The sequence below is a fragment of the Pistricoccus aurantiacus genome, from assembly GCF_007954585.1.
In the GTDB taxonomy this organism is placed as follows: Bacteria; Pseudomonadota; Gammaproteobacteria; order Pseudomonadales; family Halomonadaceae; genus Pistricoccus; species Pistricoccus aurantiacus.
This window is the reverse complement of sequence record NZ_CP042382.1, coordinates 2,235,090-2,254,332: the sequence shown is the minus strand read 5'-3', so window position 1 is coordinate 2,254,332 and position 19,243 is coordinate 2,235,090. Positions and strand designations below refer to the sequence as shown.

Below are 19,243 nucleotides of genomic sequence, written 5' to 3'. Positions count from 1 at the left end.
GGTGATGTCGCTTACTCAAGAATGGATAGCTTGTTCAACGAAGGCGAATTCCACGACGACCCGTAGCCCCGGTGCATTATCCGCTAGTGTGATGCGAGCGCCGTGACGCTCCGCGATCGTCCGAACGAGAGTCAATCCCAGCCCGCTGCCAGGTCTGCCGCGACTGGAGTCGAGGCGGTGAAAGGGTTCAAACACAGCCTCGCGGGCCGCGTCGGGAACCCCTGGTCCGGTATCGGCGAGAGTCAGGCGAATACGTTCTGCCTCGCGATCAAGGCGCAGATGAATCTCGGCGCCTTCCGGGCAATGGGTGACGGCGTTCTGCAGCAGGTTGACGATCATCTGCCGTAACATCGCCGCGTCGCCGATGATAACGAGCCGCTCATCGTCCGGGCGTTCATAAACGAAGCGCTGTCCGTTCTCTTCGGCCACCACCTGATAGGTCTCCACCAGGTCATCCAGCAGCGCGGCCAGGTCGACCTCGACAAAGCCCGCGCCGTCCCCGCCCGCCTCGATGCGCACCAACCGCAGGAAGGTGTCGAAGATGCCGTTCATTCCTTCGAGTTCCGCCTGGGTATCCTCAATCTCGGCGCTTGGGTCCTCGCCTGCCTCGACCCGCGTCAGGGCACGCCCGAGGCCGAGATAGGCACGCGCCAGCGGCGTCTTGAGGTCGTGGGCCACGGCGGCTGCAGTGGTACGGGTCGTCACCATCAGCCGCGAAAGAGCATCGAGATGGGCATTCATGCGCCGTGCAATCCGATCGATCTGATCGTTGTCCGATGACAGCGCCATGCGCGCCGACATATCTCCGTCCGACACCCGAGCCAATGTCGTCTCCAAGCGCTCCAGCTTACGCAGGCTTTTGCGGCTGAAAATATAGCCAGCCCATAGCATTATCAGCACCACGATGAAACCTGATATGGCCAAGGCGCGGAACATCGTACGCTGGATCAGGGCAGTACGGTCCATCGCCTCACCGACGACAAGCGTCATGTCGTCGAGAGGCTCACTGCGATAGAGGTAGCTGACCGAGTGGTCGTCTGCTCGCATTCCCGCTGCCACGTGAAGCGGCGCTTCTTGCCACCCCGCCGTATCCGGCAGCGTCTTGACGTTACCGGCGATGAGCGTTCCATCCGCGGCGAAAAGACCGACGGCCTGCCTGTTTTTCGCGCTGGCTAACGTTGTGCTTTCAATCAACACAATCAGGGGAGCCGCGCCTTCATCGTGATAGTCCACGGCAAACAGTTCCCAGCGCGCCTGAAGATCTTCGCGTATGTCTTGGGTCACACTGCGCTGGATATAGCCATGGGCCACCACGCCCATGATGAGCAGCACCGAAAGAAAGACCATCGTCGACAGCAGCACCGCCGAAAACGCCGCGCCGGACAGGACGTTACCGCGGTCCATGGATCGAGTACCCGGTGTTGCGGATCGTATGAATCAGGGGTGTGTCGAAGGGTTTGTCGATCTTGCTGCGCAACCGGCTCATATGGGTTTCGACGACGCTGGTGTTCGGTTCGAAATTGAAGTTCCAGACTCGTTCGAGCAGCATCGTGCGGGTGATCACGTGTCCGGCGTTACGCATCAGCACCTCCAGCAGCGCGAATTCCTTGGATTGCAGCTTGATCAGCTTGCCCTGCCGAGACGCCGTCCGCGACAACAGGTCGAGATGCAGATCGTGGACATCAAGGGAATTCGTATCCTCCGTGTCGTGTTTTCGCCGGGTGATCGCTTTGATGCGCGCCAGAAGCTCGGAAAAGTGAAACGGCTTGATCAGATAATCATCACCCCCGGCCGACAGCCCTTCCACCCTATCGTCGACCTCGCTCATGGCGGTCAGGAACAGGACCGGCAGCTCCTTGTGCGCCGCCCGCAGCGCCTTGACCACCGAGAGACCGTCCATGCCCGGCATCATTCGATCGACGATGGCGATATCGCAATCATGGTAGAGGCAATAGCTCAGCGCATCGCGCCCGTCCGTCACGTGATCGACGCTGTGGCCATGTTCGCTCAACCCGGCGCACAGGTATTCGGCCATTTTCAGGTCATCTTCGGCCAGCAGGATTTTCATGAGCGCCTCCGCTTTTATCCAGAACATTACGCCACGACGTTCGCTTTCGGCCAGCCACATGGCGATTCTTGCGTAAAAGTAAGGTTGGGGTGAACTTTCCGACCGGTGAATGCAGTAGAACGGTGTTACAACCGGACATCGGGTCGGCTGACAGCGGAGAGCCTGAGATGAATACCCTGGATCATTCGCATCGGGACGCGTCCCTCAAACCCGACTTTTCGAAACGGCTCCTGAGCATCGGTATCGTCTTTGCCGTTATCGGGGCGCTTGCCATCCTGCTGCCCGCCTGGGCCACCCTGGCCGGAGAACTGGTGATTGCCTGGATGCTGGTGTTGTGGGGCGCGCTGGGGCTGTGGTTCGCCCGGGCAATGCGCCCGGCGCGAGAATGGCGCTACGCCGCTGCCGCCTTCGGCGTTACCTTGCTGCTGGGGCTGGCGTTCCTGCTGTTCCCCGGCGTGGGTATCGCCACCCTGACCATCGTGATGATGCTGGTCTTCCTGATGGAAGGCGTTGTCTCGATCCTGCTGGGGCTTCGGATGAGCAGCAACCTGCGCCACTGGAGCTGGATGATCGTCAGCGGTGTGTGCTCCCTGATCGTCGGCTTGTTCATCCTGATCGGCTGGCCGGAAACCGCCGTCTGGACCTTGGGCCTGCTGCTGGGCGTAAACTTTCTTTCGACCGGACTCTCGCTCATCATGCTGGCAAGGGCTGCGAAAAAAGCCGTCTGACGGGTCAATGTTCGTTTAACTAGAACGTTCCCAAACCAGGGAGTGCTCACCGAATATGATCGATCTTCTCAAGCGAACCATCGTCCCCATGGTCGCGATATTGTCGCTGCTGGCCGGTTTGATTTTCCTGCCCTGGGGCTGGCCGCTCGGCTTGCTCATCCTGGTGACGCTCGCGATCATCGGATTGGGCGTTCACGACTGGTATCAGACACGCTGGACGATCGCCCGCAACTATCCGGTGGCCGGGTGGATACGCTGGCTCTTCTACGATCTGCGGCCCTACCTGCGGGCCTATATCGTGGAAGACGACCTGGAAGGCACGCCCTACAACTACGAGGCCCGCTCGCTGATTCACGCCCGGGCGCGCGGCAAGACCGACACGCATCCGTTTGGCACCGAACGCGATACCGCCTCCCAGGAGTATCGCTGGCTTCAACATTCGATCGCACCGCATCCGGATCCGGACCGATCTCCGCGCGTGAGCGTCGGCAACGATCAAACCCGCCAGCCCTATGCGGCCTCCGTGTTGAACATTTCGGCGATGAGTTTCGGCGCCTTGTCCGCCGCTGCCATCGAAGCGCTGAACAAGGGCGCGAAGGCGGGCAATTTCTACCACGACACGGGAGAAGGCGGTATCAGCCCCTATCACCTCAAGCATGGCGGCGATCTCGTCTGGGAGTTGGGATCGGGCTATTTCGGGGCGCGTGACGACAAGGGTCACTTCGATCCTGGTCTGTTTGCGGAAAATGCCCGTCGCAGTGAAGTCAAGATGACGGAGATCAAGCTCAGCCAGGGGGCTAAACCCGGCCATGGCGGTCTCCTTCCGGCAGCCAAGGTGACCGAGGAAATTGCCAGGACCCGCAGGATTCCCGCCCATCAGGACTGCCTCTCTCCGCGCGGCCACTCGGCGTTCTCGACCCCGATCGAGATGCTGGAATTCGCGGCCAGGATGCGTGAGCTATCCGGTGGCAAACCCGTCGGGCTCAAGCTTTGCGTCGGTCAGCCGCATGAGGTTTTCGCCATCATGAAGGCCATCCTGAAGACCGGTATTCATCCGGACTTCATCGTCGTCGACGGCGCCGAGGGCGGTACCGGCGCCGCGCCGCTCGAACTGACCGACTGGGTCGGCATGCCGCTCCAGGATGGGCTCGTGCTGATGCGTAATGCGCTGATCGGCGCGGGACTTCGGGACAAGATACGTCTCGTGGCGAGTGGCAAGGTGCATTCCGGCATGGGGCTCGCGCAAAATCTGGCGATCGGCGCGGATTGGTGCAACGCGGCACGCGCCTTCATGATGTCGGTCGGTTGCATTCAGGCTCAGCGCTGTCACCTCGGCACCTGCCCGACCGGCGTGACGACCCAGGATAAATGGCGCCAGCGGGGGCTGGATGTCGATATTCAGTCCGAGCGCGCGGCGCGCTTTCATGCCAAGACGCTGGAAGCCTTGAGCGATATCGTCGCGGCGACGGGATTCGCGCATCCCGACGATCTGCAGCCGCACCATCTCGTGCAGAGAATCGACGCAACCACCGCCCTTCCCATGGACAGGATCTATCCGTTTCTCCCCAAGGCAATACTCGTCGATGCCCCGGAGGAGACGATCTACGCTCACTGGTGGAATTCCGCCCAGGCAGAAAGTTTCCGACCGCTGCTGGACCTGATGGATCAGAGGGCAAGCTCCGGCGCATCGATACTCGCCAGAACCGTTTAATCCAACACTACTTAACCATTGTCGTCCTGCGGTTCTGGATCGACGCGCGGAGCGAGAAGCGCATCGAGATGCCTCGGTGTATCGCTGGCGGCTTCGAGCACCGGATAACGCTGGCCACCGTCCCATTCGATCCTGACGGTCTTCACATGATCCAAGCGACGCACGGTTAGCTCGATGGATGAATTACCGTCTTGTGCCATGTCGATGGCGTCTCGCAAGGCGCCGTGGGAATAGCCGCGGCCGGCGACCGCAAGAATCTTCATGTCACGAACGAGACCGGCCTTGAATGCCGGGCCGTCCCACAGCACATCGATGATCCTGGCCTTGGAGCCGACTTGCATGCCCAGCGAATAGGTGAAATCGAAATAATGGTGATGGTGCTGATCGTGGGACTGCCAGTCCGACGGCGACTTCCGCCAGGCCAGCCGGTAGCCACCCAAGGTTATCCCACCATAAGGCGCCCGCTCGGCGATGCGATCCACCCGGGCGGCAAAAAACGCTTCCCAATCGTACGCGAAGACGTCCGACATCGTCGCGATCACGTCCGCCCGCGTATAAGGCACGGGTGGCGGTTGGGGCGCTGCGCCGGCGGGTGGTGCAAAAAAGGCGCGAACAAAGTCGTCGAGCGAACGTCTTCCCTTCGTCCCGGTGCGGATCAGCATGTCCGCCTCCAGCCAGATCAACAGCCCTTCGCTGTAATAATCCTCGGAGCGCTGCCAGCTGCGCCAGGGTTGTGGCTTGCGTGCCGCGAAGATCGGGTCCATGTCGGTATCGACCAGCGGCCGCCACTGGCGACCCGGCCGGCTATCGTAAGTCGTGAAGATGAGCGCGAAGGCGCCAAGCGTCTGTTCGTTCGAGATGAGCCCGCTGCGCGCGGCGAGAACATGGCCGTAAAACTGTGTCAGCCCTTCGTAGACCCACATCAGTTCATTGGTCATGCAGGAGAAATCCGGCTGAAGATTTCCCGCCGGCACCCGGTACTTGCCGATCCAGCTATGAGTATATTCGTGGGGCAACAGATCGTGCTCCGTGGTCGATCGCTCCCAGTCGGAAAAATAAGTGGCCCGTACCCCGTTTTCCGAGCTGGCACGATGTTCGAGCCCTGACCTGCCGATTTGATCGGATAGCGACATGAGGAATTCATAGCGCCGGAAAGGGCGACGTACGAACAGCGCATCCGCTTCGGCCACCAGGCGTCGGTGCTTGTGCAGCATCTCGCGACTGCGCGGTAATTGATCGGCCCGATCGGCGACGATCGTCAACCTGACGTCCGAGGCAAGTCGTTCAATGTGGGCGTAGCGTCCGGCAAGCACCGGTGAATCGATCAACGTCCGTAGGTCCGTCGTCGAGAAGGCTATCCTCTCGGACGTTTCTTCCTTCACGTCCAGTGCCGTGCCGTGAATCCATCCGGCCGGCAGACGCAAGACCGCTTCGACCCGAATGTCGTCGACGGGCATATCCGCCGGATAGAGACACAGTGCACTCCACTGCAGACGCAGCATGTCGTCGCTGACGAGCACGCGACCCTGGCTGCTGTCCGTCGGCGTCAGTGCCTGAAAACGCACCATTAGACGATCCGCTCCTCGCGGAACATCCACCAGAAAACGAAAGGCGTCACCCGGGTCGCGGGTCCAGGAACACCGATTGCCATCGGCCTCGATCCGCAGCCCCGCAAGCAGATCGATTCCCCCACGGGACGCATGGTATGCCGGCAGCCACTTTGCCAGAGAAAGGATGATATCTCCCTTCGTCTCCAGCGGGACGGTCTCTTCGATCCTGAAGATGCCCCGCGCAATATCGGTCGCATCGACATGGAGCCGGATCGGTGCTCGATCGGTATCGACAATCATTCGTCACTTCCCCCGGGAGCCATGCTTTTCTATCGACACTAGGCGGCGGCTTTGCTTTCCGCCAGTCATGTCCCTTGCGTCGAGTGAGAACCGAGCCGATATTTCACTGACCTGAAAACGATGGATCGAGGTGGCCGAGTGATCGATAATTTCAGTTCGCACGCAGCGAATGAGCGTACTTTCCTGTCCTGGGTTCGCACGGTGGTCGCCATCGTCGGTTTCGGACTGGCGGCGGCCCGACTCGGCAACCAGCATCCTCCCCTCTGGTCAGAAATACTGGTGTTGGGTGCCGGCGCCGTCGTGATCCTGATTGCCTGGCTGAGAATGCGCCAGGTAAGCCGACGGATCGACAGCGTCGATCACCTGCCGGACGATTCCGGTCCGGCCGAAGTGCTTCTGATGCTGTTAGTTGGGGCGCTCTTTGTATTGTTGGGAAGCTTTGCCATCCATGTCACCTGAGATACAAGATTCCAGGACATTATCATTCGATCGGGGGCCGGCCGATGAAGATCGGGCGCAAGGCGCGGCTCTGGGCGATAATACTGGCTATCCGGGCAGGCACACCTGAAACGGCCCATCGTGATTCGAGGTTTTCGACCTCGCCCCGCATCGGAAACACGCGTATTGATCGACCGAGATACCCGAGTCGATCTCGGCTGGCAAAACCATTGACAGTCATCGTTCTATCTGGGCGCGAGATATACGTTCTAGAGGTTCTCATTCGCTTTCTTTTGGCGACGCCACGCCGGTACCGGACTTGATGACGATGTTCTGATAGGCAAAGGGTATTTCGATCCCCATTGCGTCGAAGCGTTTCTTGATCGCCTCAAGCAGATCGAACCTCACTCCCTTAGCAACGCCGGCATCCCGGCACCAAACCCATAGTTCAAGATCCACGCTGGATGAGCTCAAGGCCGTCACCGGACAGGAAACCACTTCCTGAACATCCACATGATCTCTCGCCAGACTCATGGCGATGCCCCGAGCAGTATCGATGTCGGCACCGAAGCCGATCGAGAACGGCACAACTGCCATCACCCTAGGGTTGCCAGAGGTATGATTGATCATCACGGTATTTAAAATGGTGGAATTGGACAGCACGACCCGCCGATTGTCGTAGGTTTGCAGGATCGTGTAGCCCAACGACACCGCCTCGACCACGCCGGTTTCGACCCCGCCGGGAACCGTCACCTCCAGCCGGTCGCCCAGGCGAAAGGGCTTGTAGAAGATCAGACTCAGACCCGCGACGAGGTTAGCCAAGGTTGATTGTGCCGCGAGGCCGATGACCACTGAGGCAATGGACACGCTGGCCAGCAGGGCGCTACCCAGCTTGTGCAACTCCGGAATCGCGTGGGCGTAGAGCATCACCATGAAGACCCAGATGAAGATATGTCCGATCTTTCCTAGAAAGGTGGCGGCGAGCCGATCGATGCGCTGCGCGCGGTCGCGTTCGAGAAGCAGCCTGAGACCATGACGCAGCAGCTTGGACAACAGTATTCCCAGCAGGGCGAATAGACCCAGGAGTATCAGGGCGCCGGTGGGGCTATCGGGATGAATCAGCGCCACGCCGTGTTTCAAGGCCGCCCAAAACCTTGCTAGTATCTGCTCCATGGCAGATTTCCTCGATGATCGTTTTCACCTCAAGATGCCGGATCCTGAAGGACTTCGCCCCTCTTCGGACGTTTCAGGACCAGCACCACTGGCAGTATGGCAAAGGCGGCGATACCCCTCAGCCAGAAGGCATCCTTGAAGGCCAGCATCATCACACAGGCCCCAGGCCCTAGAATTCCACTGAGAGATCAAGCCACCTCAGCGCCGCCACTTGAATGGGATGGTATTGCCAATCCGCACTTCAGTTCATGTACCAGCCATGACTGACGACCAGCGATTGCCCGGTCAACGCATTGGTCGGAAAAGCCGCGAAGAGATGGGCAACCTCCGCCACATCCTCGATGGTGGTAAACTCCTGATCGACGGTCTCCCCCAGCATGACCTTGTTCACGACCTCTTCTTCGGAGATACCCAGATCCTTGGCCTGCTCGGGAATCTGCTTCTCCACCAGGGGCGTTTTGACGAAGCCCGGACAGATCACGTTCGCGCGCACACCATGCGCCGCTCCTTCCTTGGAGATCACCCGAGCAAGACCCAATAGGCCATGCTTGGCCGTGACATAGGCGGACTTGAGCGGTGAGGCCTCCTTGGAATGAACCGAGCCCATGAAGATGATCGCTCCCGACCCCGCCTGATACATATGTGGCAGACAGGCCTTAGTGGTCAGGAAAGCCCCGTCAAGATGAATGGAAAGCAGCTTCTTCCACTCGGAAAACGGAAAATCCTCCAGCTTGTGTACGATCTGAATGCCGGCATTCGAGACCAGCACGTCGATCCGTCCCCAGGTATCCACCACCTTTTTAATGCCGGCGTTGACCTGCTCTTCGTCCGAAACGTTCATCTCGACCGCAATGGCCTTGCCAAGGCCTTTGGCAGTGAGTTCATCAGCCGCTTTCTGGGCAGCATCCAGCTTGAGATCGGCGATGACGACCAGCGCTCCGTCGGCGATATAACGCTTGGCGATTCCATGCCCGATGCCGCTGGCACTACCGGTGATGAGGCAGACTTTATCTTTGAGGTTCATTATGCAACTCCTTTAAATAACCGGATAATCATCGCTTACATTTCCCACCATTATTCGGCTTGATTGGCCTGAATGACGGCGTTTAGTTTCCCTGTTCTTGCAACAGGTAGTCATGTACCACTTCACCCAATCCCAGCGTCAGATCGGTCAGGATATGCACCGCCGAGAGCACTTCGCGCACGGGCAGCTCGGCCACGGGAGCCAGGGCATGGTGGTGCAGTTCCAACCCTGCCGGACTCTCCCAGGCACCCTTGACCGTGATGTCTTCCATGTAGTACCACCCAGTTCGCAGATACGCGGCGTGCAATCGACATGAGAGCCTCATCGTTGAGGTACATCGAATGCACATAGCTACCCGCGACGCCCTTACCGAAGTAAAGCTATTATCTAAAACTATAGTATTAGGCATCGTTCACTTTGCCCGGCTTCGGTATTCTGCCCAGGATCCGATAGACCGACGGAATAACAATCAAAACAAGTGGCATCTGAACGATCAATCCGGAGATAATCGCGATGGCCAGAGGTTGCTGCATTGCCGAACCCTGGCCAATTGCAAGGGCAAGGGGTATCAGGGCGAGGATCGCGGCGACCGTCGTCATCAGAATGGGTCTGAAACGCGCCTGGCCCGCTTGAACCAGTGCCTCGAAACGCTCCATCCCCGTCTTGCAGAGATCCTGATATTTGGAAAAATAGAAAATGCTGACTTCAGTCATAATCCCAAGAATCATGGTCAGGCCCATGAGCGCCGAGATGTTGAGTTCAGTTGAGGTGACGAACAGGCCTATGAATACAGCACCAGCCCCAATAAGGGGCACGAATAGCAGCGTCACCGCAATTGCGAAGCTCTCGTAGAGAAAGAGCACCAACATGAATACAAGAATAATGCCCGTACCGAAAACCGTCATCAGGCCACGAAACGACGCCTGCTGTTCCTTGTACAGTCCACCAATTTCCCATGTGTAAGGAGCCGGGATCAGAGACGCGTCGCTCTTTAGAATATTGATGACATCGGCAACGGCGGACCCCATGTCACGCCCGTCTATGCGTGCGGTGACGGCGACCATCTGTTTCATGTTTTCGCGCGTCAGCTCTGGCTGTCCCGTGACACGTTCAATTTTCGCGATGCGCGATAAAGGGACAAGGGCCCCATTTGTATTTCGGATTTCGAAGCGGGAAATATCATCAATCGTTGTGCGCTCTGTGGCAGGGAGGCGCACGCGCACGTCCATCACGTTGATGCCTTGGGTGATCTGGGTGGGCAAATCACCCGTAAGCAGAGCATTGATCTGCTGGGTTACCTCGGTCGGGTCCAGACCATTCAACTCGGCCAGCGGCCTGTCGACCGTGATCGTCAAAGCGTCACCGGCCAATACGATGCCATCCAGAATGGAAACAAGTCCCTGAACGCCACCGATCGCCTTGGCGACATTTCCGGCAATTTCGGTCAGTTTCGCCTGATCGTCCCCATAGACCTTGATTTCCACCGGCTGCGGAACCGACGTCAGGTCGCCGATCAAATCCTCCATCAGCAGGGCCGTGTCGGTGTCGAGCGCTGGAACATGCGCGCCGATCTTGTCGCGCACCTCGGTCATGACGGCATCGATCGGCCTGCGCGGCAAGGGCTTGAGTTTGACAAAGAAATCACCGGCGTTCGCCTCGGTCAGCCCGCCCCCCAACTGTATGCCTGTCCGCCGCGAGAATGTATCGACTTCGGGGGTGGCCAGAAGAATGGCTTCAACCTGTTTCAGCAGATTGTCGACGTCGGTAAGCGCGGTACCTGCCGGTGCGACATAATCGAGCACGAAACCGCCTTCATCCATGTGCGGCATGAAACCGGACCCGACATGCTTATAGGCCAGGTACGATCCGCCCAGGAAAACACCCACGATCAGCAGCGCAAGAATGGGCGCGCGCAGAAGAGTGCGGATCGCGCCGGTATAGAGCCTGTCGATCAGCCCTTTTTTTGTGTCTCGTTTCTCCTCACGATCCACATCTTTTTGCGTAAGCAACTTGTCCGCGATCAGGGGAATGGCCAGCCAACCGACCAAGAACGAGAAGATCAGGGCACTTGCCATGGTAAGCGACAGTGCCTGAAAAAATGCGCCAGTAACGCCGGACAGGAATGCCAGTGGCAAAAAGATCACCACCGTCGCCAGGGATGACCCCAGAAACGGCTTGAAGAACGATGCGGCGGCGGCGCGAGCGCGTTCAGCATGGCTGGCCTCCTTGCGTTCGGCCAGCCCGCGCACCATCTGTTCGATCATCACGATGGCGTCGTCGATCACCAGACCGATGGCCGCCGCCATGCCGCCCAGGGTCATGATGTTGAAGCTGCGTCCAAATATTTTCAGAATGAGGATCGAGGACGCCAGCGCCGCAGGCACGGCAATCAGGGCAATCAACGTGACCTTGATGTTGCGCAGAAAGAATAGCAGGACCAGTGCCGCCAGACCGACACCGATCAGGATGGCATCGCGCACGCTGGCAGCCGAAGCCAAAATGAGGTCGCTTTGATCGTACCAATTGCGCATTTGGGTGCCCGCCGGAAGACCGGCCTTGAGTGTCTCCAGCTTACTCTTGACATCCTTGACGATCTGCACAGTGTTGCTGCCCGGCTGCTGGTAGACCTGAAACAGAACGGCGGGTTTTCCGTTCGAGGTGACAATTGTCCAATTGGGTGCGGCAGCCTCTCTGACCGTGGCAATATCATCCAGCGTTATCGTTCCGGATGGTCCGGCGCGGATAATCGTCTTCTTGATGTCATCCATCGTTTTCAAGCGATCATCCGTGACGACAAGGTAGAGCTTGTGCAAATCCTCAATCCGGCCAACAGCCTGCAGTACGTTGGACGCTGCCAAAGCGTTGGAAACATCACCGATCACGACCCCCGCCTGCACCATCTGCTCGTCCGACACTTCGACTTCGAACTCGCCAATATCACCGCCGCCAATGGTTACGTCCGCCACGCCATTAATCGCCGAAAGCGCGGGCACCAACTGATCGCGGACATACAGACGCAAGGCGATCTGATCGGTCTGGTCGGATGTCAAAGCGTACCCTGCGACCGGGAACACGGTCGGGTCCATACGGCGGACGGAGACCGCCGTTCCCGGCGGCATCGACGGCAGGGCACCGGTCAGCGCCGACTCCACTTCCAGCGCCGCAATGCGGGTGTCCGTCCCCCAGGCCATGTTGACGGAAACATCCGCCGTGCCCCTGCTGGTGGTCGAGCGGACGCCGACGACCCCCGGGATCGAGCGCACGGCCTTTTCGGCAACACGTGTGACCTGAAGCACCATCTGCTTGGCGGGCCGGTCACCCGCATCCAGAGAGGCCTCTATCCTCGGGAAACTGACTTTTGGAAACAGGCCGACCGGGACGGTTAAGGCGGCCGCGATTCCGGCCATGGCGATCGCGAAGGCAAGAAACAGGATTCCGCGGCGATGCGAGACGGCCCAGTCGGCAAATTTCATGGAGAAACGACCTCAATGGGCGCGCCGTCGGTGAGGCCACTCAACCCACCGATGATCACCGTATCACCGTCTTTCAGACCGTCCGACACATAGATCTCGGTGTCGGTGCTGCCCGCCAGCGTCACGTTGGTTCGGATCGCCTTTTTTGCATCGACGCGAAATACGAAGGGTGTTGATCCATCATATTCCAGCGCGGATCGTGGAACGCTGACCGTGTCCTGATTTTGAGTGCTAAAAGAGACCTTCACCGTTTCGCCGACAATAAAGCTGTCCGCCGAAACACCTGAAATCGTGATCGTTACGGGTACAAGACGGGTTGTCGGATCGACCGTGCTGCCAATCGTCATCACCGGAGCGATGACCCCTTTGGCCGCTGAGTCAGACGGCGCAGAGACGGGTGTGACGCGTGCGACATCACCTGGCTTGATCAGCCGCAAATCCGCAGGTTCCACCCCCGGGCGGATCAATAATGCCTTGGGATCATCTATCGTGACCAAGGCCGTTCCCTGGCTGACCTGCTGACCCGGCGCTACCGCCACGGTCGACACGACCCCTGAAACACCTGTCGTCACCTGCGAGATGCTCTGATCCGATCCCAATCTCCTGGCCGCAGCCAGGTTGGCTTCGGCGGTCGAGACATCGCGTTGTGCGCTGGCCACCTGATCGCGCGTGGACAATTGTTGTGCGAACAGCCGCTGCTGGTGCGCCAGCGCCTCGCGGGCGTAGTTGACCGTATCTTCCGCCGCCTTGGTCTGCGCCAGAAGGACAGGATCGGTGGTGATTTCTGCAAGAAGGTCGCCCACGGCCACTGTATCGCCGACGGACACCTTGACGTCGAGCACGGTGCCACTGACCGATGCGGCAAGCGTCGACGACATCTTGGGGTCGGCCTCGACCTGCGCAAAGGTTTCTAGCGTTTCACCAAAGGTGGCGCTCTTGGCAGTCGCCACCGTGACCCTATAAGCGGCGTCCTGCGCGAATGCAGGCGGGCCATTTGAAAAGACGAAAAAAAACAGACCCGCAAAAAGTAATTGTCTTGGAATCATGTCGTGTTCAGCCTTCATGTTTTTCTATCTGCCTTTGACGCAAGCCTGGATTGTGTCGGCGCACCCAGCTGTCGCGCCGTCCGGCCACCAAGGACACTGACCAGACCGTTTGTGGCTTGCCAGACCTGTTGCCGAAGGTCCGCGATCGCCAACTGCCGTGTCAGGCGTGCAACCAACAGGGCGGAATACGATTGGGCCGGAAAGTCGCCCAGACGATAAGCCTCCGCTCCCTTGCGGACGATCCGGTCTATTTCATCAAGCGTGTTCTGCGCCTGCGCGATTTCCCGGTTGAGTATCAAAATTTCCGTCTTGAGCCCCAGAACTTCGCTGGCGGATGCATCAAGCCGTGCCTGATATTCAGCCCACAGGCGGTCACTCGTCGCACGCTCGATCGCGATATTGCCCCGGTTCCCGTCGAACAGCGGCAGGCTGAGGGAGATGGAAACACCGTTCGTCTTCAGGGCAGCAGTATCCCTGGCCCGTGTCAGACCCACCGACAGGGACGGGAACTGGCCCAGTATCGCGCCCCTCTTCCGGGCATTCTGGCTCTGATAGCCCGCGCGCAGGGCGAGCAGATCGGGACGGCGCTCCGGCAGGCTGGCCAGAAGGTCCTCGATCCGGTCATCGGAGGGCTCACCGAGGTTGGTGGGAAGTACGCTAATGCTGAAACCCGCTTCGGGACGCAGACCAATCAGGGCGGCAAGCTGGTTGCGAATGACCACGCGCTGACTTCTGACATTTTGAAGCTGGTTCTCGGCATCGCTGAGTACCACAAGGCTGGCCCCCAGCACGTCGACGGTCTCATCACCTGACGACACGACTGCCTTGAGATGACTGACATCTTTTCGGAAAACACCGATTTCCCTGTTCAACAAGTCGTGCTTCAGATTCAAGAAGGCCAGCTGGATGTACAGGTCGCGCGCCTGCTGCATCGTCTGCCACGTCTGCCATTCGACATCCAGCGCGACCTGCAGTCTGGAAAACTCCGCCGCGCGGATCGTCTCTCCACGGAGGACGAGCGCGCGCAGATCATAGGCGAGACCGACGGAATAGGCATTGACTAGACCGGCCGCGTTGGATAGCGGGTCATCAAGAGACAGGCTCAATTGTGGATCGGGCAGCAAGCCTGCGGCAAAGACGCGGGCATCCTCTTCGGGCAGTCTTGTACGCGCAGCAACCAAGGCTGGATTATAGGTTGCGGCAACGCCGCCCACGCTTGACATGTTGAGGCGTGCGCGGGGGGCATCGGCGATCGATACCAGGCTAGGCGCATTTGGCAGGGGCTGTTGGGTGAAGGTCGCGCAACCCTGAAGTATCAGCATCAGAGCCGCAAGCAGGCCAATGGCTAGGGACCGCGGTCTTCGGTAGAATCCTCGATCTTTACTACAGCCCTCTTGTCCGCCTCTCATTGCAGGAGCCCCTCAAGCATGAACTCGCGGTCGATGAATCGGTAGGGGCCACGAGGATAGGACGGATTGGTCAGCGGCATCGCGAATGCGCGTGATGCAACCTCATTGATTTTCATCGTGGTCTTCCTCTATCGGACGTCGCGCAGGATACGCTGCGCCAGAGCGTCGTAGTTGCCGTCGAAATGATGCCCGCCATTGGTCTTGATCCGTTCGGCACTGTCGAACTCAGGAGCCGTACAGGCTGTGTTCTCTTCCTCTTCACCATAGACGCATTGCACAAGTCGCAGGTCGAGCTTCGCGACTTCAGGCAGGGTGGATAACGCGTCCTTGCTCTCGCGGCCCAATAGCCGATCGACCACATGAATGCCGAAGGCAGCATCTCGGGCCATGCCGAGAAGCGAGATACGCGCGATATGCGTGCGAAGATCCTCGGGCAGGCGGTCGACGGCGAACGGCATCACGTCCGCACCGAAGGAGTAGCCGGCCAGTATCACCCGCGACCGCCCCCAGGCCTTCTGGTAATGCTCTAGAATGGCGGCGAGATCCCGGGCGACTTGCTCCGGCGTCTTTTTGCGCCAGAAATAGCGCAGGGAGTCGACGCCAACCACCGGAATCCCCTCGCTTTGCAAGCGCTCGCCGATAGTCTTGTCCAGATCCCGCCAGCCACCGTCGCCGGACCAGATCACCGCCATGAGATCGCCCTGGTTATCGACGGGCAGTTCATGGAGCGGCAAGCTCTCGATCGGCGATCTGGTGCCGCTTGATGCGGTCAGCGCCTTCTGTAACAGCCGATCGAGACGGGCGACCAGACTCTCATTGCCGGACGCGGCGACCAATTGCGCGCCAGCCATGCCGCCTATGAATTCCCGTGCCGACTCCCGTTGATCCGCGGATGGCAGGAGTCGCCACCAACCGTTCAGATGAGCCTCGGGCGTGTAGGTGAAGCCGCCGGCGGCGGCGGGGATCGAGGCGGCGCCGGCGCACAGCGGCACCCTGGTGTCGAGACGGCCCGGGGCGCCATCGCTCGCGGCGCCGGCAATCGTCACCGCCGGCGACTGGGCCAGCGCGGCGTAGACCAGAGTCGCCCCCATGCCGGCACCCGCCAGGATCGGCGCGTGATAGCGCTCGGTGCCCAGCTCTGCCTGAAGCCGATGACTCGTGTCCTCGATCTCGCTGATCAGATAATGGCAGCCGTCGTCGCTTTCCCGCAGCGCGTCGAGATAGCGCGGCAAAGGCACCTTGAGCACGGCGGCTCCCTTGCGGCGCCAGCCTTCCGCCACCTCGTCGAGATCGACGTTCCAGCCGGTCGTATCGGAGAACAGGAAGATCACGTTGCTCGGTTCGTCCTCCGGCGCCAGGTAAACCACCTCGCCCATCCGCCCCGCCGCGATCGTCGTCTCTTGAGGCTGGCAGGCCGTCACGAGGACAAGCAGTGATAACGCGGCAACGAGAAACCTTGTCTTGTTCATTGGCTGATCAACCCCCTCATGCCACCGCCGATGATCAGCGCCGTGTCCCCTAGCGTTCGCGCCATTTCGATGCCCGGGCGTGCCGCCAGATAGCGCGGTCGCCAGATCGGGGCGAACTTTTCCTTGTAGGCGCGCAGGCCCTGGAAATTGTAGAAGTGTTCGGCATGATGAAACATGAGCGCACCAGCTCGGGACAGTACGGGAGCCGACGCCCGCGCCTCCAACCCCGCCATCGGCGCCATGCCCAGGTCGAACTCCGCATAGCCTTCCTGGCGTCCCCACAGCATCAGTTCGATGAACAGGAGATCCATCACGCCATGGGGCGCGTCCTTCGCATGACGCATCAGATCGATGGATAGCTCGCGATGATCCGGCGTCATCCACAGATTGGCGAAGGCTACAATACGCCCTTCGAGACGCAACACCGCCACGGGGAAGCGGCGGATATAGTCGGCATCGAAACGTCCCAGGGAAAAGCCCTTTTCCTTGGTGTTCTTGCCACCCAGCCATTGATCCGAAATCACCCGCAGCTCGTCGAGAATGGTGGCCACCTCCTCCCTGGCCACCACCGCAAAGACGAGTTTTTCGCGTTGCCCGCGATTCCGGGTCTGGCGCAGCTTGGCCTTGGCGGGCCCCTGCAGATCGAACTGGCCGAGGGGCACATAGGCCTGTTCGCCCAGCTTCTGAAAGGCGAGTCCCATCTCGGCGAGCGTTGGCATGGCCTCCGGCGTGATCTGATAGAACGCCGGTCGCCCGCCATGGCGGTGGCAGGCTTCCACGAAAGACCACACCAGATCCCGCCGCTCGTCCAGTCGTCCGACCGGCTCGCCCATGGCGATCCAGCTGGCGCCCTGGATACCGAACATGATGAAACTCCCGCCGCTGGGGCTGAACAGCAGGTACTTGTCGCCGAGCATTGCCAGCCAGGCGGCACTGCCTGGTCCCTCGGCATGCTGGATCACGTCTTCGACGCGATCCAGCTCCTCGCTGCTTGGCAAGGTGAAGGACGCGGGGGCGGGCCGCAGGATCAGACGCAGCCCGACGATTGCCAATACCAGGACGACACCGACGCTCGCTCGCAGAAACCGCGGCGCGTTCTCGTTCAGCACGAAGGACCACCAGAGACCGTTCGCGTAATCCACGTGGCGGTAAGCGAAGAAGCCCAGCCAGATACAGGCGGCCACGCCTACCGCGCTGGCCGCCAGCCAGCCGGGAGAAGGGGTCAGGGCAAGCAGGCGGGTCCGGCGATCGAAGGCGCGACGACAGGGCAACAGGATCACCAGGGTAACGGCGAGCCCCAGCGCTTCTTCATAGTCCGCGCCCTTGAGCAACGAGAAGACGATCCCCGCCCCTAGAAAGCCACAGGCCAGCAGCCAGGCAGCGTCGAGCCGGCGGCGCAGCCCATCGGCGACCAACAGCAGTGCCACCCCCGCGAGGCTGCCGAAGAAATGCGACACCTCGATCACGCCCAGCGGCAGGATGGCATTCAACCAGTCGATACGCGATTCAATAGCGGGAGTCGCCCCGGAAATCAGCAGCAGCAAGCCGGAGACGAACACCAGCACCGCAAACAGTGAGGGCGCCAGGGGCAAGCTCCAGCTCATCAGGCCGCGGCTGGGACGACGCAGCGCGCGAGCGGCAAGCAGCAGGCCGGCCAGGGCAAGCGGCAGCAGATAATAGACAAGGCGATAGGTCACCAACGCCGCCAGCGTGCCGCCGTGAGCCTCTTGCGGCACGACAAGCAGGATGACCGCCTCGAAGACCCCTACCCCGCCGGGCACGTGGCTGATGAGGCCGGCGGTGATGGCGATGACGTAGAGCCCCAGAAAGCCCAGGGGCCCGAAACCCGCGTGGTCCGGCAACAGCAGATAAAGCGCCAGCGCCGAAAAGGCATGATCGACGACAGACACCAGGATCTGGCCGCTGGCGATGGGCAGGCTCGGTATCGTCACGGTATGGCCGCGCCAGGTCAGTCGCCCGATCTTCAAGGCGGCGAGCACCAGCCATCCCGCGGGTATCAGCAGCACCACCGCGCCGAAGAGTGGTCCGAACCAGCCGGGCAAGCCCACCAGCACCGCCAGACGCTGGCCTTCGCCGATGGCGGCGATGCCCAGAATGGTCGTTATGCCAAGGGTCGTGGTCCAGGCGACGAAACCGATGAGCTTGGCGATTTCCGCGACGCCCAGCCCCCAGCCGCCATAGAGCTTGTAGCGCACCGCGCCGCCGCTGAGCACGCTGTAACCGACGCTATTTGCCAACACGTAGGCCGTAAAGGAAGCCAGGGCGATACGGCGGTAGGCAAACGGGCGACCGATCCACCTCAACGCCAGCCGGTCGTAGCCGGTGAGACACAGATAGCTACCCGCGGTGGCCAGGATCGCCAGCATGACGATCCCCGGCGGCATGGCGGCGATCTGTTTCAGGATGGTGCGCAGATCCAGATGCGCCAGCTCCCCGTGAACGACCCAGAGCGCCAGCCCGAACAGGCCAATACCGACCAGCATCGGCCAGGCGGTTCGCCACCTGCCGCCTAGACCGGCCCAAGATACGACCGGCTTTATCAACGCCTTGATTGGCATGCGTTATTTACTCCGTCGTCGGGTGGAGTGCGATAGGGGTCACGTTTATCCGCTTTGTACCCTGAATTCAGGTGTTACAGGATTATTACCCGAATTGCATGGGATAAAGGCTTGCGAAAAGTTTAAAAAACTGTAAGGAAAAATTGCTTCGTATTCTTTGACAGGAAGACAGGCTTGGCTCAATCTTCAAACGTGGTTAAGCGAACCGCGAAAAGAAAATGACTAAAACCAACTTGCGTTGATACCTTGGTTTTAAACACTTATGTATCGACCCT

The 19,243-nt window shown here is 60.0% G+C and carries 14 protein-coding genes; 3 read left to right on the top strand and 11 right to left on the bottom strand.

Annotated elements, in window-relative coordinates:
- Positions 1–15: 15 nt before the first annotated feature.
- Positions 16–1,404, bottom strand: a complete 1,389-nt coding sequence (locus tag FGL86_RS10800; RefSeq protein WP_147184566.1) for a sensor histidine kinase — start codon at positions 1,402–1,404, stop codon at positions 16–18.
- Positions 1,391–2,128, bottom strand: coding sequence for a response regulator (locus tag FGL86_RS10795; protein WP_246131597.1), 738 nt, complete (start codon positions 2,126–2,128; stop codon positions 1,391–1,393). The genes FGL86_RS10800 and FGL86_RS10795 overlap by 14 nt, the downstream gene beginning before the upstream one ends.
- Positions 2,129–2,235: 107 nt before the next feature.
- Here FGL86_RS10795 and FGL86_RS10790 point away from each other — a divergent pair, with 107 nt between their 5' ends.
- Together FGL86_RS10790 and FGL86_RS10785 are read left to right on the top strand one after the other, a co-directional pair.
- Entirely contained in the window at positions 2,236–2,796 is a 561-nt protein-coding gene (locus FGL86_RS10790) for an HdeD family acid-resistance protein (protein WP_147184565.1), read from the top strand.
- Between the two features lie 55 nt (positions 2,797–2,851).
- Positions 2,852–4,507 (top strand): FMN-binding glutamate synthase family protein, encoded by a 1,656-nt coding sequence (locus FGL86_RS10785; RefSeq protein ID WP_147184564.1) that lies wholly within the window; start codon positions 2,852–2,854, stop codon positions 4,505–4,507.
- Positions 4,508–4,518: 11 nt separating this feature from the next.
- Here FGL86_RS10785 and FGL86_RS10780 read toward each other — a convergent pair whose 3' ends face one another.
- The gene (locus FGL86_RS10780; protein ID WP_147184563.1) at positions 4,519–6,357 is read right to left on the bottom strand and encodes a M61 family metallopeptidase; all 1,839 of its coding nucleotides are present in this window, start codon (positions 6,355–6,357) and stop codon (positions 4,519–4,521) included.
- A gap of 138 nt (positions 6,358–6,495) precedes the next feature.
- Between FGL86_RS10780 and FGL86_RS10775 the strand changes: the two genes are divergently transcribed.
- Positions 6,496–6,816, top strand: coding sequence for a YidH family protein (locus tag FGL86_RS10775; RefSeq protein WP_147184562.1), 321 nt, complete (start codon positions 6,496–6,498; stop codon positions 6,814–6,816).
- 258 nt (positions 6,817–7,074) lie between these two features.
- On the opposite strand, the gene FGL86_RS10770 is transcribed toward FGL86_RS10775, so the two are convergent.
- The 8 genes from FGL86_RS10770 to mprF all read right to left on the bottom strand — a co-directional run bounded on the left by FGL86_RS10770 (position 7,075) and on the right by mprF (position 18,968).
- On the bottom strand, positions 7,075–7,968 hold the full coding sequence (locus FGL86_RS10770) for a mechanosensitive ion channel family protein (protein WP_147184561.1): 894 nt from the start codon (positions 7,966–7,968) through the stop codon (positions 7,075–7,077).
- A gap of 241 nt (positions 7,969–8,209) precedes the next feature.
- Positions 8,210–8,992: a 3-hydroxybutyrate dehydrogenase gene (locus FGL86_RS10765; protein WP_147184560.1), complete on the bottom strand. Its 783-nt coding sequence runs from the start codon at positions 8,990–8,992 to the stop codon at positions 8,210–8,212.
- An 82-nt stretch (positions 8,993–9,074) separates the two neighbouring features.
- Positions 9,075–9,263 carry an acetoacetate decarboxylase family protein gene (locus tag FGL86_RS10760; protein ID WP_222433742.1) on the bottom strand — a complete coding sequence of 63 codons (189 nt, stop codon included), beginning with the start codon at positions 9,261–9,263 and terminating at the stop codon, positions 9,075–9,077.
- Positions 9,264–9,393: 130 nt separating this feature from the next.
- The gene (locus tag FGL86_RS10755) at positions 9,394–12,465 is read right to left on the bottom strand and encodes an efflux RND transporter permease subunit (RefSeq protein ID WP_147184559.1); all 3,072 of its coding nucleotides are present in this window, start codon (positions 12,463–12,465) and stop codon (positions 9,394–9,396) included.
- The gene (locus FGL86_RS10750) at positions 12,462–13,529 is read right to left on the bottom strand and encodes an efflux RND transporter periplasmic adaptor subunit (protein ID WP_147184558.1); all 1,068 of its coding nucleotides are present in this window, start codon (positions 13,527–13,529) and stop codon (positions 12,462–12,464) included. The genes FGL86_RS10755 and FGL86_RS10750 overlap by 4 nt, the downstream gene beginning before the upstream one ends.
- Entirely contained in the window at positions 13,526–14,833 is a 1,308-nt protein-coding gene (locus FGL86_RS10745) for a TolC family protein (protein WP_186764382.1), read from the bottom strand. Before FGL86_RS10745 ends, FGL86_RS10750 begins: the two co-directional genes overlap by 4 nt.
- Before the next feature lie 215 nt (positions 14,834–15,048).
- Positions 15,049–16,389 carry a virulence factor family protein gene (locus FGL86_RS10735; protein ID WP_147184556.1) on the bottom strand — a complete coding sequence of 447 codons (1,341 nt, stop codon included), beginning with the start codon at positions 16,387–16,389 and terminating at the stop codon, positions 15,049–15,051.
- A complete protein-coding gene (gene mprF / locus FGL86_RS10730) occupies positions 16,386–18,968 on the bottom strand; it encodes a bifunctional lysylphosphatidylglycerol flippase/synthetase MprF (RefSeq protein ID WP_147184555.1) in 2,583 nt (860 codons plus the stop codon). Before mprF ends, FGL86_RS10735 begins: the two co-directional genes overlap by 4 nt.
- Positions 18,969–19,243 lie beyond the last annotated feature (275 nt).

What these genes read in the sequence shown, in the direction of transcription:
- FGL86_RS10745 (WP_186764382.1), bottom strand. Translation starts at nt 14,833, where the DNA reads ATGCTGATACTTCAGGGTTGCGCGACCTTCACCCAACAGCCCCTGCCA.
- FGL86_RS10795 (WP_246131597.1), bottom strand. Translation starts at nt 2,128, where the DNA reads ATGTGGCTGGCCGAAAGCGAACGTCGTGGCGTAATGTTCTGGATAAAA.
- FGL86_RS10750 (WP_147184558.1), bottom strand. Translation starts at nt 13,529, where the DNA reads ATGAAGGCTGAACACGACATGATTCCAAGACAATTACTTTTTGCGGGT.
- FGL86_RS10770 (WP_147184561.1), bottom strand. Translation starts at nt 7,968, where the DNA reads ATGGAGCAGATACTAGCAAGGTTTTGGGCGGCCTTGAAACACGGCGTG.
- FGL86_RS10790 (WP_147184565.1), top strand. Translation starts at nt 2,236, where the DNA reads ATGAATACCCTGGATCATTCGCATCGGGACGCGTCCCTCAAACCCGAC.
- FGL86_RS10800 (WP_147184566.1), bottom strand. Translation starts at nt 1,404, where the DNA reads ATGGACCGCGGTAACGTCCTGTCCGGCGCGGCGTTTTCGGCGGTGCTG.
- FGL86_RS10785 (WP_147184564.1), top strand. Translation starts at nt 2,852, where the DNA reads ATGATCGATCTTCTCAAGCGAACCATCGTCCCCATGGTCGCGATATTG.
- FGL86_RS10765 (WP_147184560.1), bottom strand. Translation starts at nt 8,992, where the DNA reads ATGAACCTCAAAGATAAAGTCTGCCTCATCACCGGTAGTGCCAGCGGC.
- FGL86_RS10780 (WP_147184563.1), bottom strand. Translation starts at nt 6,357, where the DNA reads ATGATTGTCGATACCGATCGAGCACCGATCCGGCTCCATGTCGATGCG.
- FGL86_RS10755 (WP_147184559.1), bottom strand. Translation starts at nt 12,465, where the DNA reads ATGAAATTTGCCGACTGGGCCGTCTCGCATCGCCGCGGAATCCTGTTT.
- mprF (WP_147184555.1), bottom strand. Translation starts at nt 18,968, where the DNA reads ATGCCAATCAAGGCGTTGATAAAGCCGGTCGTATCTTGGGCCGGTCTA.
- FGL86_RS10760 (WP_222433742.1), bottom strand. Translation starts at nt 9,263, where the DNA reads ATGGAAGACATCACGGTCAAGGGTGCCTGGGAGAGTCCGGCAGGGTTG.
- FGL86_RS10735 (WP_147184556.1), bottom strand. Translation starts at nt 16,389, where the DNA reads ATGAACAAGACAAGGTTTCTCGTTGCCGCGTTATCACTGCTTGTCCTC.